The sequence below is a fragment of the Ruminococcus sp. AF31-8BH genome, assembly GCF_003460605.1.
Taxonomy (GTDB): domain Bacteria; phylum Bacillota; class Clostridia; order Lachnospirales; family Lachnospiraceae; genus Blautia_A; species Blautia_A acetigignens.
Genome location: NZ_QTVN01000002.1, coordinates 295,914 through 311,884, shown reverse-complemented (window position 1 = coordinate 311,884; position 15,971 = coordinate 295,914). Strand labels below are relative to the sequence as shown.

Annotated in this window: 12 protein-coding genes; 3 read left to right on the top strand and 9 right to left on the bottom strand. The window is 44.4% G+C overall.

Translation table 11 applies throughout. The annotated features are described in order from the left end of the window. Positions 1-48 precede the first annotated feature (48 nt). The 5 genes from DWZ38_RS04040 to DWZ38_RS04020 all read right to left on the bottom strand — a co-directional run bounded on the left by DWZ38_RS04040 (position 49) and on the right by DWZ38_RS04020 (position 5,674). Positions 49-912 carry a YitT family protein gene (locus DWZ38_RS04040; protein WP_117850271.1) on the bottom strand — a complete coding sequence of 288 codons (864 nt, stop codon included), beginning with the start codon at positions 910-912 and terminating at the stop codon, positions 49-51. A gap of 136 nt (positions 913-1,048) precedes the next feature. After that, positions 1,049-2,482: an alpha-L-fucosidase gene (locus DWZ38_RS04035; protein WP_117850269.1), complete on the bottom strand. Its 1,434-nt coding sequence runs from the start codon at positions 2,480-2,482 to the stop codon at positions 1,049-1,051. Between the two features lie 14 nt (positions 2,483-2,496). Beyond that, a complete protein-coding gene (locus tag DWZ38_RS04030; RefSeq protein ID WP_117850267.1) occupies positions 2,497-3,324 on the bottom strand; it encodes a carbohydrate ABC transporter permease in 828 nt (275 codons plus the stop codon). Between the two features lie 10 nt (positions 3,325-3,334). Further along, a complete protein-coding gene (locus DWZ38_RS04025) occupies positions 3,335-4,216 on the bottom strand; it encodes a sugar ABC transporter permease (RefSeq protein WP_117850265.1) in 882 nt (293 codons plus the stop codon). 111 nt (positions 4,217-4,327) lie between these two features. Continuing rightward, positions 4,328-5,674: a carbohydrate ABC transporter substrate-binding protein gene (locus tag DWZ38_RS04020; protein WP_117850262.1), complete on the bottom strand. Its 1,347-nt coding sequence runs from the start codon at positions 5,672-5,674 to the stop codon at positions 4,328-4,330. A 278-nt stretch (positions 5,675-5,952) separates the two neighbouring features. Here DWZ38_RS04020 and DWZ38_RS04015 point away from each other — a divergent pair, with 278 nt between their 5' ends. From DWZ38_RS04015 to DWZ38_RS04005, 3 genes are read left to right on the top strand one after another with little or no spacing between them, the layout of a single operon-like run. Continuing rightward, a complete protein-coding gene (locus tag DWZ38_RS04015; protein ID WP_117850260.1) occupies positions 5,953-7,722 on the top strand; it encodes a sensor histidine kinase in 1,770 nt (589 codons plus the stop codon). Positions 7,723-7,751: 29 nt separating this feature from the next. Further along, positions 7,752-8,930 (top strand): response regulator, encoded by a 1,179-nt coding sequence (locus DWZ38_RS04010; RefSeq protein ID WP_117850257.1) that lies wholly within the window; start codon positions 7,752-7,754, stop codon positions 8,928-8,930. Between the two features lie 43 nt (positions 8,931-8,973). After that, a complete protein-coding gene (locus tag DWZ38_RS04005; protein WP_178105272.1) occupies positions 8,974-11,352 on the top strand; it encodes a glycoside hydrolase family 95 protein in 2,379 nt (792 codons plus the stop codon). 407 nt (positions 11,353-11,759) lie between these two features. Here DWZ38_RS04005 and DWZ38_RS04000 read toward each other — a convergent pair whose 3' ends face one another. From DWZ38_RS04000 to DWZ38_RS03985, 4 genes are all read right to left on the bottom strand, one after another. Then, positions 11,760-12,812: a HigA family addiction module antitoxin gene (locus DWZ38_RS04000; RefSeq protein WP_117850252.1), complete on the bottom strand. Its 1,053-nt coding sequence runs from the start codon at positions 12,810-12,812 to the stop codon at positions 11,760-11,762. Between the two features lie 22 nt (positions 12,813-12,834). Continuing rightward, a complete protein-coding gene (locus tag DWZ38_RS03995; RefSeq protein ID WP_117850250.1) occupies positions 12,835-13,131 on the bottom strand; it encodes a type II toxin-antitoxin system RelE/ParE family toxin in 297 nt (98 codons plus the stop codon). Positions 13,132-13,753: 622 nt separating this feature from the next. Further along, positions 13,754-14,854: an ABC transporter ATP-binding protein gene (locus tag DWZ38_RS03990; RefSeq protein ID WP_117850247.1), complete on the bottom strand. Its 1,101-nt coding sequence runs from the start codon at positions 14,852-14,854 to the stop codon at positions 13,754-13,756. 2 nt (positions 14,855-14,856) lie between these two features. Then, positions 14,857-15,909 (bottom strand): iron ABC transporter permease, encoded by a 1,053-nt coding sequence (locus DWZ38_RS03985; RefSeq protein ID WP_117850245.1) that lies wholly within the window; start codon positions 15,907-15,909, stop codon positions 14,857-14,859. Positions 15,910-15,971 lie beyond the last annotated feature (62 nt).

The following is a 15,971-nucleotide window of genomic DNA, read 5'->3' as shown; positions in this document are numbered from 1 at the left end:
TACCACCCTTATTATGACTGATAATTACACTATTCTGATTTCTGGCATTTAAATACTTCGGAACCCTTTTCCGATAATTTCACTGCTGTTTACAATGGTGATAAAAGCATGGGGATCCAGATGGCGCAGGTAAATACGAAGACGGTTGGTCTCACTTCTGGTGAGAACGGTCATCAGCACCTTCTGCTCCGTTTTTGTGTAAATGCCGAAAGCCTTCTGCTCAGTAGCAGAACGGTGAAGATCATTGATAATGAAAGCCTCTACTTCGTCCGGATACTTACAGATTACGGTACAGACCTTTCGAAGGTTCAGGCTCTCAATGGCGCTGTCTACTACGGTGCATTTCAGGATCATGCCCAGGATACAGTAAAGTCCGGTCTGTGCGCCGTAAAGATAGGCTGCCACAAGCACGATTCCAAGGTCACTGACCAAAAGGGCGCGTCCGATCTCAAGGCTTGTGTATTTGTGCAGGATCATAGCCACAATATCGGTACCGCCTGTAGAGGCACCTACATTAAATACCATAGCAGCACCAACTGCGGGGAGAATAACGGCAAAGCACAGCTCCAAAAATACATCATGAGTCAGTGGTGCCTGTAATGGGTAAATAAATTCACAGGCACTGACAAAAAAGGACAAGGCAAAGGAGGAATAAATGGTCCAGCCCATGGAATGGATTCCCAGGAAGAAAAATCCCAGCACAACCAGCACTGCATTGACGATCCACATGAATACACCGACATTCCATTGTGGAAAAAGGGTGGACAGTATGATGGACAGACCGGAGGTTCCCCCAAATGCGAAATGGTTGGGTGTTTTAAAAATGGAAATTCCTACTGCCGTGAAAATCAGTCCCAGATTGAGGATCAGGAAAAAAATCAGGTTGTCTTTTGTAAATATTTTCTTTTTCATAAGTTTTACTCTCCTTCTTTGGATATCTTAAGTATAACGTAAAACGCAGTCTCTGTAAAGAAACTGCGCTCAAAGAATTGCGAATAATAATATGTTTAAAAGAAAATTATCTGGAAAATAATGGTATTTTATGAAATTATCTTTTGGGATAAATTCCCACAAAGGAAATTAAAGGCGCAACACGATAATCAGAAAATACAATTTTAAGCTTCCTGGTGAAAGCTTCGGAAAGCTTCACGATTTTCTGATATCCTATAACGGTTCCTTCATAAACCAGAACCCACTTCTCTTCTTTTTGTGCGTAGACACAAAAGGCTTCCACTCTCTGGCTGTGCTGGATTGCCTCTTTTATTACCAGATAGCCCAGTGCCTTTTGGGTATGCAGATTGAAAATAAGTTCCGCTGGGAAAGCTCCGGTTTTGGCATCTGTCTCTGGCTGGTACCAGGTGGTTCTGGTGTCTGTGAGAACATTCTGAACCGGATGAGCGGCATCTTCGGAGGACGCAGTTATCTCTGCAAATTCTGCAAGATTGCCGGAAAATGCACTTCTCTTCCACTGTCCCAATTCTGCCAGCCTGGCAACATCATTTGGATGGAGCAGCCCGTTTGGCATAGGCGGAACATTAAGAAGAAAGGTAGCGTTTCCACCTACAGATCCGCAGTAAATAGAAATCAGCTCTTCAAGGCTTTTTACCTGATTATCTTCTTTTGTGTGATAAAACCAGCCCGGTCTTATGGAGGTATTGACCTCAGCAGGATACCAGATCAGGTCCTTTTCTCCCTGAAGAGCGGCTCTGCTTCCAAGATCCTCCATGTCACTTGTAATTTTTCGCTGACGGAATTCCTCATCATCTGCCTGCTGGCTTTTTTCCTGTATGCTCTCTGCCAGTGCAGTACGGGCAGGAACTACACTCCACTCGGATTTACGCACATCTCCGGCTTCATTGCCGCACCAGCGGATATCCGGGCCGCATACACAGATGCAGGCGTCTGGCTGATATTTGCGCACGCAGGCATAATAGCGTTCCCAGTCATAGACCTGTTTTTTGCCATTTGGTCCCTCGCCGCAGGCACCATCCAGCCAGACACTGAATATTTCTCCGTATCCGGTGAGCAGCTCGGTAAGCTGAGCCAGATAGTAATCATCATATTCCTTTCCCGTTCCATAGCAGGGCTGGTTCCGGTCCCAGGGGGAAAGATAGATTCCGAATTTCATGCCGTGACGGCGGCAGGCATCCGAAACCTCTTTGACTACATCACCGGTTCCCTTTTTCCATGGGCTTGAGGCAACGCTGTGACTGGTGTATCTGGTGGGCCAAAGGCAGAAGCCGTCGTGGTGCTTGCAGGTGAGGATCACGCCCTTCATGCCTGCGCTTTTGGCTGCAGATACCCACTGGTCGGCATCCAGCTTGGCAGGGTTAAAAAGCTTGGGATCTTCGGTTCCGTCGCCCCATTCTCTGTCTGTATATGTATTCATTCCGAAATGAAAAAATGCATAGAATTCCGTTTCCTGATAGGCAAGCTGCCTGTCACTTGGAACAATTCGAATTAATTCCTGATCTGTTGGCATATATAAACTCCTCTCTAACCCTTTAAGCCGCCTGCGCCGATTCCCTGCAGCAGATATCTTTGTCCAATAAGATAAATAATAATCGTCGGAATCATGACGATCACAAGTCCTGCAAACAATGCACCCCAGTCTGTAGCGTACTTTTGCACCTCAAACAGGTTTGCCATACCAATTGGAAGTGTTTTTTTTGCATCCTCTGTGAGAAGTACAAGAGCCAGCGGATATTCATTCCAAAAGCCCATGGCACTTAACATGGTAATGGTAGCGATTCCAGGCTTGGCAAGAGGAACCATTACCTTAAGCAGAAGCTGAAGGTTGGTAGCGCCGTCAATTCTGGCAGATTCCTCATAGTCCCTTGGCACAGCGGACATAAAGCCCTGGAGAGTAAAAATACAAAACGGAAACTGCATGACTGCATAAACAAGGCACAGTACCGGAAGATTGTTCAATCCGTTTATTGCCTGTAATTCCAGAAACAGAGGAATCATAATATAGGTTGCCTGCAGGAAAATGCATGCCATATAAATGGTTGAGATCAGCTTGCTCCCTACAAAACGGTATCTTGCCAGCGCATAAGAAATAGGAATAACAAATAAAAGCAAAAGCACGGTTGAAAGTACCGTTACCAGTACGGAATTTCCAAAATAGGCTGCAATGTTTGCTTTTCCCCAGGCTGCAATAAAGTTGTCAAAATTCAGTGCTGCAGGCAGCGCATAAGGATCCGTCAGATACTCTGTATTGGTTTTAAATGCAGACATCAGGTTCCAGAAAAGCGGATAAAGAAAAATAATCGTGAACAGAATCATCAGGATTCTGACACACCATGTTCTTACAGTTTTCATCAGTTCCCTCCTATTCTTTTTCAGACGACAGCTTTCGTGAGATTATTGCAATGATAATTGCAAGTACAAGGGTAAACATGGCAATAGCCATAGCATATCCGAAGTTGGCGTTTCGCATGCCCTGGGTATACATATACTGAAGAAGGACACTGGACGCCCCGTTTGGTCCGCCGCCTGTCATAACATTTGACAGGGTGAAGCTTAGGTTTATGGTTCCGGAAAGAGATAAAATATAGGTGGTTCCAATGGATTTTCGAAGAAGCGGAATGGTGATCTTAAAAAATTTCTGTGTTCCGGTAGCACCATCAATAGAAGCTGCCTCGTACACCTCCTGGGAAATTCCATCAATAGAAGCCACATGCATTACCATATAATATCCGATCGCCTGCCATACCAGAGCAGCACCGATACACCACAGAGCAGTTTTTCCCTCTCCAAGCCAGGCATGCTTCCAGGTGGAAAGATGAAACATATCCAGAAGATGGTTCAGAATTCCTCTTGTAGGATTAAACACAAAGGACCACACAATACCTACAACTGTCATGGATATAATACTTGGGAAAAAGAAAACAGTACGGTAAAAGGATTTTTCCTGAAGCTCGCCCTGGGTGAGAATAAAGGCAAAGATCAGACTAAGGAAAATAGTCACAGCCGGGATCACCAGCATCAGCTTAAAGGTGTTAAGCAGAGCCCGGATAAAATCTTTGTCCTGAAACATGTAAATATAGTTATCTAAAAATACGAATTTGCTGTTAAAGCCAACGCTGAGTGCAGTAGAGCTGGTAAAGGAAAGGTAAACTGCATTCACCATGGGAACGATCATAAAGATGATCGTAAGGATTAAAGCCGGAAGTGTACATAAGGCTATGAATAATTTCGGTTTTTTTACCACGCTAGGTCACCTCGTTTTTATATTAAAGTTATGGAAATATCCGTTTTGGGTGAAGAAAGGCTGCTGCATACATGTGCAGCAGCCTTTCTATGGAAAACAATATTCCTCCTGTTATTTTGCAGCTTCTTGGTCAGCGCGAATCTGCGCAAAAGCATCTTCTACATTCTGAGCCCACTCTTCTACTGTCATTTCATCATTCATAACAGAAGTGATCGGGTTGAAGATTTCATCCTTAGGATTCACCTTACAGTCAGCCGGAACTGCGGAGAAGCTCATAATCAAGGAGGATGCCTTTGCTTCTTCATAGATTCCGTACATGTTGTAGATTGCTGCAGACAGCTTGTCCTTTGCTACCTCGCGGGCACTCTTGGTTGCGTAAAGTGCACCGGAAGCCTCTGCAAATGCAGATACAGATTCATCGCTGTACAGGAAACGGAGGAATTCCTTTGCAAGCTCTGGATTCTTTGCAGCTGCCGGAATGGAGAACTGCTCGCAGCTGTCGAATATGTAATGCACATCGTCTGCGTTCTCAGTCGGAATCGGAGCCATTGCAAACTCAAAGCCCTCTTCTCTTGGAGCATCCTGCATCTCATTTTCCATCCAGGTTCCATTCGTGATAAATGCTGCTTTTCCAAGCATCATTTCTGTCTGGGATTCCGTATGGTTCATGCCCACAGTACCCTCTAACAAATAGCCTTTTTCTGCGATCTCTTTGATATGGGTAAGGGCCTTTAACACACCTTCGTTATTGAAAGAGCCTTCCTCATAATTGGCAATCCTGGTAAGGGCTTCCTCGCCGCACTCATTTGCGATTGCCGGCCAGAGCATTTCTTCCATGTATCCTGGATAAATTCCCTGATAGGTAAAAAGCGCACGTCCGTCAATATCCTTCAAGGTATCGCCAAGTGTGAAAAACTCATCCCATGTTTTGGGAACTTCCAGATTATTTTCCTCGAAGAAGGTCTTATTGTAGATCAGACCCTGCGGGCCGCTGCTAAATGGTGCAAGATAGATTTCGTCATCTCCGTAAGGCGCACATTTGGTGCTGGAAAGGATACCATCTGTAATATCATCCCGAAGAGTTCCGGTTCCTGCATAGTTTTCTCCGTCAAATACATCGTCCAGATTGAGAAGCGCATGCTCCTTGATCAGGGAAAGGATAACGCCATCCTCGGCTCCATCATTGAGGCAGATAAAATCCGGTGCGTTTCCGGCTACGATCTGTGGACGGATGATATCACCGATAGTCGGGCTGATGGTCATGTTTACCTTCACGCCCTCATGGCTTGCTTCAAAAAGCTCTACCATCTGGTTCCAGTAAGCATCTCCGTATCCGCCCTGGAAAATGGCAATGTTCAGTTCCTGCTCTTCTGCTTCCGCAAATGCTGTGAGCGGGGAAAGTACAGTAGCTGCGCTCATGGCAAGGATCATAGCGGATGCTGCAAATCTTTTTTTCATAGGGTGTTTCCTCCTTCTGGTTGGCTGTTTTATTATGTTTGCCTGATGATGCTATTATATTTGAAAAATCATTTATAGTAAATCGACAAAATAACTCTTGCTATGGAACATTTTCTTGTAAAATATATCTGATATGGATTTTCTTGCGGCATATATGTATTATTTTTTTGTCTTTTGCTTTTACATAGATTATTCTGTTTTTTTCCTGTATAATGAATGAAAATAATAATATTTTGACAGATATCCGTCAGAGGACAAAAGCAATGGGAGGATCCGCCATGGGAAAAAAACATCATTTTCAGGGATTTCGTAAATTCAGTATCAAAACAAGACTTGTAATTGCCCTTCTGATGATTTCTATTATTCCATTAGCGGGGATCAGCGGCTATTCTTTTCATATATTTTCCGTGGCACTTCAGGAGAAGCTTTCTGCGTCCATTTCCCAGACCCTGTCCATGATCAATCTGAACATGGTAAGCGAGATTGAAAAATACCAGTATCTGTGCGGCTCTATCTGCATCAGCGAGGAGATTAAGGAAGGCCTTCTGAAAAAAGACATGACGGACATGGAGAAGAATCAGGCGATCAATGAGATCCAGAGCATGATCCGCAATAAGATCATCTATCCCGCCCAGGCGAAAAACATTACCGTCTATGATACAGAGGGAAATATTTTTTATGATCTGGGGTATGACGGGTTCTATCAGAAGGATGTGGACCGGATCCTTTCCCGGCTTGAGGAGCAGGATCAGGATGTGTGGGCTTACGTACACACTTACCGGGACCGGGATATTCTGGTTCTTGGAAGAAGGATTTATGAGCAGTATTCCAAAAGCCGGGTAATCGGATATACCCTGATTTCCATTGAGGAGAAAATTTTTTCCAAGACGGTACTGGAGCCTGTAGGGCTGTCGGATTCTTCCAATATTATGTATATGAATATGGATGGAACCGTGCTTTCTTCCTGGAACCGAAGTATATCTCTGGGGAAGAAAATTGATAAAGAGCTTATGAAAAGAATCGGGGAAATGCTTCCAAAGAAAACAGATTCCTTCAGTATCCAGGAGGATGGGGAGGAACAGCTGGTAACTTACATTTATAACAAAAACCTGAATCAGCTATTTGTATATACCATGCCCTACCACTATATTAATTCAGAGGTTTATGCCATGCTAAAGCAGATTCTTGCGGTGGTGATGCTTCTGGTTTTGCTGTGCATCGGGATCGTAGCCATGGTATATCAGGGAATTATGTCTCCCATTAAAAGAATGCTGGAATTCTGTAAAGCACTTTCCCATGGGGACTTATCTGTGCGTATTCAGGACAATCATAAAGACGAGCTTTCCAGACTTTCCGGAAGTATGGATCATATGGCAGACACCATTGAACATCTGATGGCTCAGCAGAAGGCTCAGGAAGAGAGAAAAAGGGAACTGGAGCTGCAGATGCTTCAGTATCAGCTGAATCCTCATTTTCTTTTTAACACTCTGAACAGCCTTCGGTTTGTGGCTGCTATGCATAAGGATCTGATCGTAAGCGATGGAATTCAGGCACTAAGCAGTCTTTTACAGAATACCCTTACCAATAAGAACGAATATATTACCATTCGGGAAGAACTGGAAAATCTGGAAAACTATTTTTCCATTCTCAGAATCCGCTACGCTGGCAGCTTTGAGTATTCCTTCCATGTGGAGGAGGATGAACTGCTCTCCTGCCTGGTTCCCAAGCTGATTTTGCAGCCACTGGCAGAAAATTCGGTGATGCATGGCTCTTCAGATAACGGTACCGTAATGGAAATCCAGATTACCTGCTGGCGAGAAGAAGATCATGTGGTTATAGAGCTGTCCGATGACGGTAAAGGCTTTAAGGTGACGGACGACGCCCTGGCACCCCACCCGGAGCGAAAAAAAATTGGCGTTGCCAATGTAAATGATCGGATCCAGCTGAATTTCGGACGGGAATACGGGCTGAAAATTGACAGTCAGCCAGGAGAAGGAACCAGGTGTACGCTTACTCTGCCGGAGCTCTATGCAGATTCACTTTCATAAAATACACAATTGGTCGGAAAGGATAATACATGTACAGTATACTGATTATTGATGATGAGCCCATTGTAAAGATTGCCCTTCGCTCCATCCTGCCCTGGGAGGAGCATGGCTTTTCTATTTGCGGAACGGCATCAAATGGGCTTGAGGCACTGCCTCTGATTAACCAGCATCATCCGGATGTGATCATCACAGATCTGAAAATGCCCGGGATGGATGGGCTGGAGCTGATCCGTATCTTAAAGGAACAAGGATATCCCGGTGAAATTCTGGTTCTTAGCAATTACGAGGATTTTGATTCTGTGAGAAGTGCCTTGCTGCTTGGTGCGGCAGATTATCTGCTGAAAATTAAGATCCAGCCGGATACCCTTCTTGCCTGTTTAAATAAAACGGTAGAAAAATTAAAGGACAGAGTGCCCAGTCATTGGGAAACTGAAAAAAAGGATCCAAAAGAGAATATGCAAGCGCTGCTGCTGGAATTTTTCAGGAAGGATGCAAAGCTTTCAGATTTTATTGCTGAGCACGACAAAACCAGACTTGCGTTTATGGAAGCTTCCTGTGCCATCTGCTATGTAACCTTTGAGAAGTTTTTATCTAACGAAGCGTTTTCCATATCCGGAAATCTTCTGCGGGATATGATCCTGGATGCGGTCCAGGGAGTGCTGCAGCCCTATATTCTGGTACTGAATGATTATAGCGCATTGGTTGTTTTTTCCCAGGCAGAGCTGTCTGGCAGTGAAATTAAGGTGGAGCAGCTGGTGAAAAAACTGTACAATCGTTTTACCATGTACCAGTCCTTTGCACCGGATATGCCCTATCAGGAAATGATGAAAAATTATGAGGAAGCACGGAGTGTATTCCGGGAATTTTCCTCCAGTGAGGGACATTATAAAGCAGATGTGGCTAAGACCCTGGAATATATGGAGGAAAATTATATGTACAGGCTTACCCTGGCTTCTATTTCCGCAAATGTGAATTTAAGCTCCAGTTATCTGTGCAGGATTTTTAAATCAGAGGTTGGAACAAGCATTACCAACTATCTGAATAATCTGCGGGTGCGCAAGGCTGCAACCTTGATCAAAGAGAATACCCTATCCATGAAAGAGATCTCTTCCATGGTAGGAATTGATGATCAGCTTTATTTCAGCAGGCTGTTTAAGAAATACATGGGGATTTCCCCATCAGAATATGGAAAGAAGTATCATCAGTAGGCGGATCATAATACCAATAAACAATAAGGAAAGGACTACATATATGGAATTATATTTTAAAAATTCGGCAAAATGCTGGCTGGAAGGATTTCCTCTGGGAAATGGACGAATAGGAGCAGTTATTCACGGAACCCCGGATCATGAAGTACTGCAGTTAAACGAAGATACCTTATGGTCAGGCTCTCCTTACAGCGGACAGACCGGGCTTTCCCCTGAAGTGGTGAAGCAGGCCGGGGAGCTTGCAAAAGCCGGGAAATATGAAGAAGCAAAAATGGTCATAGAAAAGAAGCTGGAAGAAGCTGAGGATGTACAGGTTTATCTGCCCTTTGGAGATCTGCATCTGGATTTTGTGGAGGATAATTATGGTGCTGATGAAGATACATTTGCAGGTGCTTCACCAGATTCTGATACATCTGTGACAGATTATGAAAGGTGTTTGGATTTAGACCGGGCTGTGGCCTTTGAGCACTATGTGAGAAATGAAGCTAAGGTTACACGTACCTGCTTTATCAGCGCACCGGCTCAGGGACTTGTGTATCAGATCAAAAGCACCAAGCCATTCTCCATTTTTATTCACTGTGACGGAGCCTTTATCCGTGAGAAGGATTATAAGGAAAATCATTTCACGCTTACCGGAATCTGTCCGGGAAGAAGCGGACTGAAGGTTATTAAGGAAAATAAACCGGAAGAGTTTCTTTTCCCCGAAGAACCAGAGCTTCAGGGCGTACACTTTATAGGAGAAGGGTGTGTAACTGCAGAAGGTGGAAGTGCTGCCGTGTCTGCGGATGGAATTCTTTTGGAGCATGTGACAGGGGTGGAAATCCGTATGGCAATTCGTACCAGCTTCCGGGGATTTGACAAAGCATATACCAGCCAGTATTCCGATACAGAAATTCGTCATATGCTGGCTGATGATTTAGAGAAACTTTCAAAACCTTTTGAAGAGCTGCTGGATGAGCATGTGAAAGAATATAAATCTTTTTATGGAAGAACTTCATTAAGACTGTGGGATGATGTCCAGAAGCTTTCGAATAGAAATTCCCGGTATGATCTGCGGGAGCGTCTTGCCGCATTTCATGAGGGTGCATCTGACCCGGAGCTTTATGCAATCTTGTTTGCTTTCGGAAAATATCTGCTCATCTCCTCTTCCAGACCGGGCACCCAGGCTGCCAATCTGCAGGGAATCTGGAGCAATGATATTATTCCCCCATGGTTCGGAGATTTCACCGTAAATATCAATACAGAAATGAATTACTGGATGACAGGTCCCTTGAATCTTGCTCAAATGCAGGAGCCGCTGGTAAATCTTTGCAAAGCACTGGTAAAAAACGGACAGAAAACTGCCAGAGAGCTGTTTAACTGTGAGGGAACCACCTGCTTCCACAACACAGATATCTGGGGTAAAACCTCTCCTGCAACGGGAAAGGCGGTATGGTCGTTCTGGCCATTTGGGGAGGCATGGCTCTGCAGAAACCTGTTTGATCAGTATTTATTTACGGAAGATAAAGAGTATTTGAAGGAAATTATGCCTATACTGGAGGAAAATGTGCGATTCTGTCTGGCTCAGCTTCAGGAAACAGATCAGGGACTTGCTATCTGCCCCGCTACCTCACCGGAAAATCTGTTTTATGAGGATTGTTCCGTGGCCAAATACAGTGAAAATACCCTTGCCATTGTAAGAAATCTGTTTCGGGATTATGTGAAGGGCTGTGAAGTGCTTGGCCTGCAGAGCCAGATATTGTATGATGTACTGGAAGCCTTGGAGCGCATGGTACCTACTGCGGTGGGAAGCAAGGGGCAGATTCTGGAGTGGAACCAGGAATTTCCGGAGCAGGATGTGCATCATCGCCATGTTTCCCATCTTTACGAGCTTCATCCTGGCTGCGGCATTACTCCTCAGACACCGGAATTGTATAAAGCAGTGAGAAAGAGTCTTGAGCTTCGGGGAGACGAGGGGACCGGATGGAGTCTGGCTTGGAAGGTTCTGATGTGGGCGCGTATGGAGGATGGCGCTCATGTAGAGAAAATTATGAAAAATCTGTTTTACGTGGTAGATCCAACGAAAGAAATGGGAATGCGAAGAGGCGGTATCTATCCCAATCTGTTTTGTGCTCATCCGCCATTCCAGATTGACGGAAACTTAGGCTACAGTGCTGCTGTCGCCGAGGTTCTGGTTCAAAGCCAGGGCGAAGAGCTTGTCCTTCTCCCTGCGCTCCCACCCTCCTGGAGAAACGGGGAAGCCACCGGGTTCATTGCCCGTGGGAACATCCGCGTGGATCTTAAATGGGAGGGGAAGAATGTCACCTATACCTTAACTCCTGCTCATGATACCACTTTGCGTCTCCGTGTCGGAAAAGGGGGTGTGAGGGGGTATTCACTGCGTGGGGGTGTGGCGTACGAAGGAAATGGGGGGCTGAGCTGAGGCGGAATTTAGTGAATCAAGGCGGACGCCTCTGAACACCTGTTATTCCACGCAGGTCGGTGCAACGCTCCGGGGAACTAACTGCTAACTACGGCTAAATCGTTCAGGAGAGCCTTCACGATTAAGCCTTCATAAGCAGTGGATTTCACCTCCGCTAAGGACGCACCTGAAATGACCTGCTTAGGAGTAACAGGTGTCCAGAGGCTGTGCATCGGCTGGAATTCCCCTTAATGCCAGTAAATAAGTACCAGTCTGAATTCCCTCTCAGTGCCAGTGAAGAAGTATCGTTTTAGCACATTCTCCTTGCGAACTCACGTCCTGGTAACAAAACAACTAAAACAACTGCTTCACTAAGTCCCGCCAATGTGACAAAAACTGCATCATTTCTGTAGGACAGAAAGTTTCAATTACCCAATAATAACATAGTGTTCTTTCAACTCATTGAGCATATTATGCTTAATTTCACCTTCATTTTGCAATCTGCCAACTACAATTCCAGGAGCAATATGAATCATTCCTGCAAATACCCTCACCGCATCAATGGAAAATACATGATTCTCTTTAAACTTTATAAAAGCATCTGCTGGAATCAGCTGATCTCTCGCCCATTCATTTGCAGCAATTTCATCCTGCTCCGATGTTCCATCAGAATTTCCTATGTGTCCAAGCATAATATGCCCTAACTCATGGAACAGGCTGAACCAAAATTTGTCCGCGTCACTTCCCCTGGCAGTCAGGCCCAAAACAATTTTGTTTCCATCAAGAAATGTAGCTCCGTGCAAAAAAGAACCCTTCAAATGCGGCAAAAAAACTAATGCAATTCCATACTCCGATAAAAGAAATTTTAATTTAGGACTAAACTGTTTCGGCTCCATCAGTGTCAGCTTTCGAATCTCATCAAGTCTATTATTGAGTCCTTTCACATTTATCGGTTTTGTTTCAATTTCCCTGGCAATAACCTTTACTCTTTGCGCCCAGGCCATAAGTGCCAAATCACTTTTTTCCGTAATCGCCAGTCTGCGGCAGGCAATTCGTGTAATCTGCCTGTTTTCTAACAAGGAAAGTTCCACAATCCCAAAATATTTTCTTAAGTTGATCACTTTTTCTTTTATATTTCTTGTAGCAGGAACCCAGCCATATTTTGCCATTTCACTATAAGGAAACTTTCTGGCAATTTCTTCATCCTGTTCCATTGAATTTTCAGCTTCAACCTTAATTAACTTCTCTCTGTAGGCGGCTTCAAGGTTATTCCAAAACTTGGCATACACACCAAGAACCACTTCCAGTCTGACTGCACAGTCTGGAGTAAGCTGCACCTCTCCATTAATAAGCTTGCTGATATGCTTCTCTGACATATTCATTCTTGCGGCAAATTCTTTCTGACTCATGCCTCTGTCAGTTAACTGCTCTTTGATTGTGGCTCCAGGTGGTGTCGCTATATAACTTCTGCTCCTGATCATAGTAATACCTCCGATATACTAGTTAATGATAATCAACGATTTCTAAAATATTCGCAATCTGGATTTCATTTCCATTTTTTTCAAATACTAACCGGTACGGATGAACAAGATCCATAGCATACTGGCCCTTTCGGTTTTGCGTTAAAGGATGACAGCGACCAATACGAAATTGAATCATCATTTCCACTGTGTCAGCCGCTGATATTTCACCTATACGCATGTCTATTTTTTCTGCCATTTGGGCACCGTATGTTTTTTCAGCGACCTTGATATCCGTACAAATTTTCCTGATTTTATTGTTTTTGTACGTAATTTCCAACCGCCACTCTCCTATAAAAAATTTACCTGCTAGGTTAATAAAATATTAGCACATTTCTTAATATGTGTCAATTTTACAATTAACCTAACAGGTAAATTAAATATCCTACAACCATCTCGATTCCAGTGAGTTAACCGGAAACTGATGCTAAGATGCAGTTTAGTGAATCAAGGCGGACGCCTCTGAACACCTGTTATTCCACGCAGGTCGGTGCAACGCTCCGGTGAACTAACTGCTAAAGACGCACCTGAAATGACCTGCTTAGAGCGTATTTGAAAAATCATTCCCGCAATCTGCACGCCCCACTTTGCTAGAATTCTCCTTAATGCCAGTCAATAAGCATCGGTCTGAATTCCCTCTCAGTGCCAGTGAAGAAGTATCGTTTCAGCACATTCGCCTTACCAGTAACCAGTGAGTTCACAAGGTATATTCGTGAGCAGGTCATTTCAGGAGCGCTCTTAACGGAGACGAGATCCACTGCCTACGAAGACTTAACATTGAAGGCTCTCCTGAGATGTTTAGTCGCAGTTGGCAGTTAGCTCGTCGGAGTGTTGCGACGACCTGCGATGAATATACCTTGCGAACTCACGTCCTGTAAACGACTGCTTCACTAAATTCCCCCTCAGCCCCTAACCATCTTTCCGCTCTTTTTTGCCGCCTCAATCAACTGCCCCAGCCGCATATTACAGCTACCCACAGGTACATCCGTGCAAATGATTCTCTCACACTGCTCCATCACACGGAGGGCTTTTTGAAAGGTCTCTTCAGAAATATCCATAAAAGGCCTTTCTGTTATCACATCTGCCGCCAGAAGTCGTGCCAGACGGTAGTCTACATCATTGGTATAAAGAATTCCCGCAATAAACGGCGTATGCTCCTTCTGCAGCTGCCGGAACACAGGAATACCGGTTCCGTTTCCGCAGATTACAAATGTTTTCGCCTCTCCCTCCGGCTTTGGAAGCTCAATACTTCCAAACAGCGGATCAAAAAAGCCATTGTTAATGTCATACAAATCCCGGATCATATTTTCCTCAAAAATATCCTCCGGTCTTCCGAAATGGGAAATGGTGTCTCCTTTTACGCAAATAATCTTATCTGCAATCTTCTGTGCCAGATCGATTTCATGAAGAGACATGATCACTGTAATATGCTTCATTTTTGCCATATCCCGGAGAATGGAAAGCAGATCCAGCTTGTGCTTGATATCAAGGAAGGAGGTTGGCTCATCCAGGATAATAACATCCGGCTCCTGGCAGATGGCACGGGCAAGCAGAACACGCTGCCGCTGTCCGTCACTGATATTGTTAAAATCACGGCCTCCAAGCTCCTGGGCATGTACTGCACGCATGGCCTCTTCTACCTTTTCCTCATCCTCTCTTGTAAGAAGACCAAGCCGTCCTGTATAAGGATAGCGTCCTGTTGCCACAATATCATGGCAGGTCATCAGCTCCGGCTTCATACGCTCTGTAAGAACCACCGCCATACGGGTGGAAAGATCCCTAAAAGAAAAGGAGGTGAGATTCTGGTCGTCAAAGTAAACCTTTCCGCCAATAATCTGCAGCTGACGGGTGATACTTTTCAAAATTGTAGATTTACCGGAGCCATTTGGTCCGATCAAAGTCACAATTTCTCCTTTTTTGATGCCAATACAGATATCGTGGATCAGTGCTTTTTTGTTGTATCCTACGGACAGATGGTCCATTTTAAAATAGTAATTTTCCATCCTTAGTTTCCTCTCTTTTTACGCAGCATCATAAAAATAACTACCGGTGCACCAAATATGGAGGTGACAGTACTGATATTCAGCTCTAGCGGTGCAAATGCCATTCTGGCGATCAGGTCACACATCATACAGAAAACAGCTCCTCCAAGAAAGGTTCCCGGGATAATAATAAGTGGTCTTGATGTGTTAAAGCTTCTTTTCATCAGGAAGGGAACTGCGATTCCAACAAAGGAAATCGGTCCGGCAAAAGCAGTTACGGTTGCAGACAAAATGCTGGAAAGCAGGATCAGGGCAACACGGAAGAAGCGGATATTTACTCCCATGCTTTGGGCGTATGCCTCTCCAAGCTGATAAGCACCTATGGGCTTTGACAGAAGGAAGGTCAGAATCAAGGTAATTCCGATTACCACAAAGGAAATATATACGTTGCTCCAGCTCATACCGGAAAAGCTTCCCTGAGACCAGCCGTGGAGATTAACAATATCGGAATCATCTGCAAAGGTAACTACAAAGTCTGTCACTGCAGAGCAAATATAGCCGATCATAATTCCGGCAACCAGAAGGGTAGCCATATGCTTGATCCTTTTTGAAATCAAAAGGATAAATCCAATTGAAATTAAAGAACCGATAAAGGCTGCAATGATCAGGGTATAAGAAGTAACATTTGCTGCTCTTCCAAGATAATAAATCATGGTAAGAGCTACTACCATTTTTGCACCGGAGGAAATGCCAAGTACAAATGGTCCAGCAATTGGGTTTTCGAAAAAGGTCTGCAGCAAAAAACCGGATAAGGATAAAGCGCCGCCCAAAATAGCTGCCATCAGGATTCTGGGCAGACGGATTTTCCAGATAATGCTGTACTCTTTTGTATCTGTCACTTTTTTTAAAAGAATGTCTGCGATTTCTGACAGGGAAATATGGACATTACCGGTATTGATATTCAGCACGGTGATCACGCAAAATGCCAGGATCAAAAGAATAAACACCAGGGCGTAGCGGGATCTTCTTTTGAAATTTTCCATGTGGAAGCTGGTTCCACCAGGTTGTTTACTCATTCTAGGTTTACTCCATTTGTGTTTTATTATGGGAAAGCGGACCACTTTACAGAAGTCCGCTT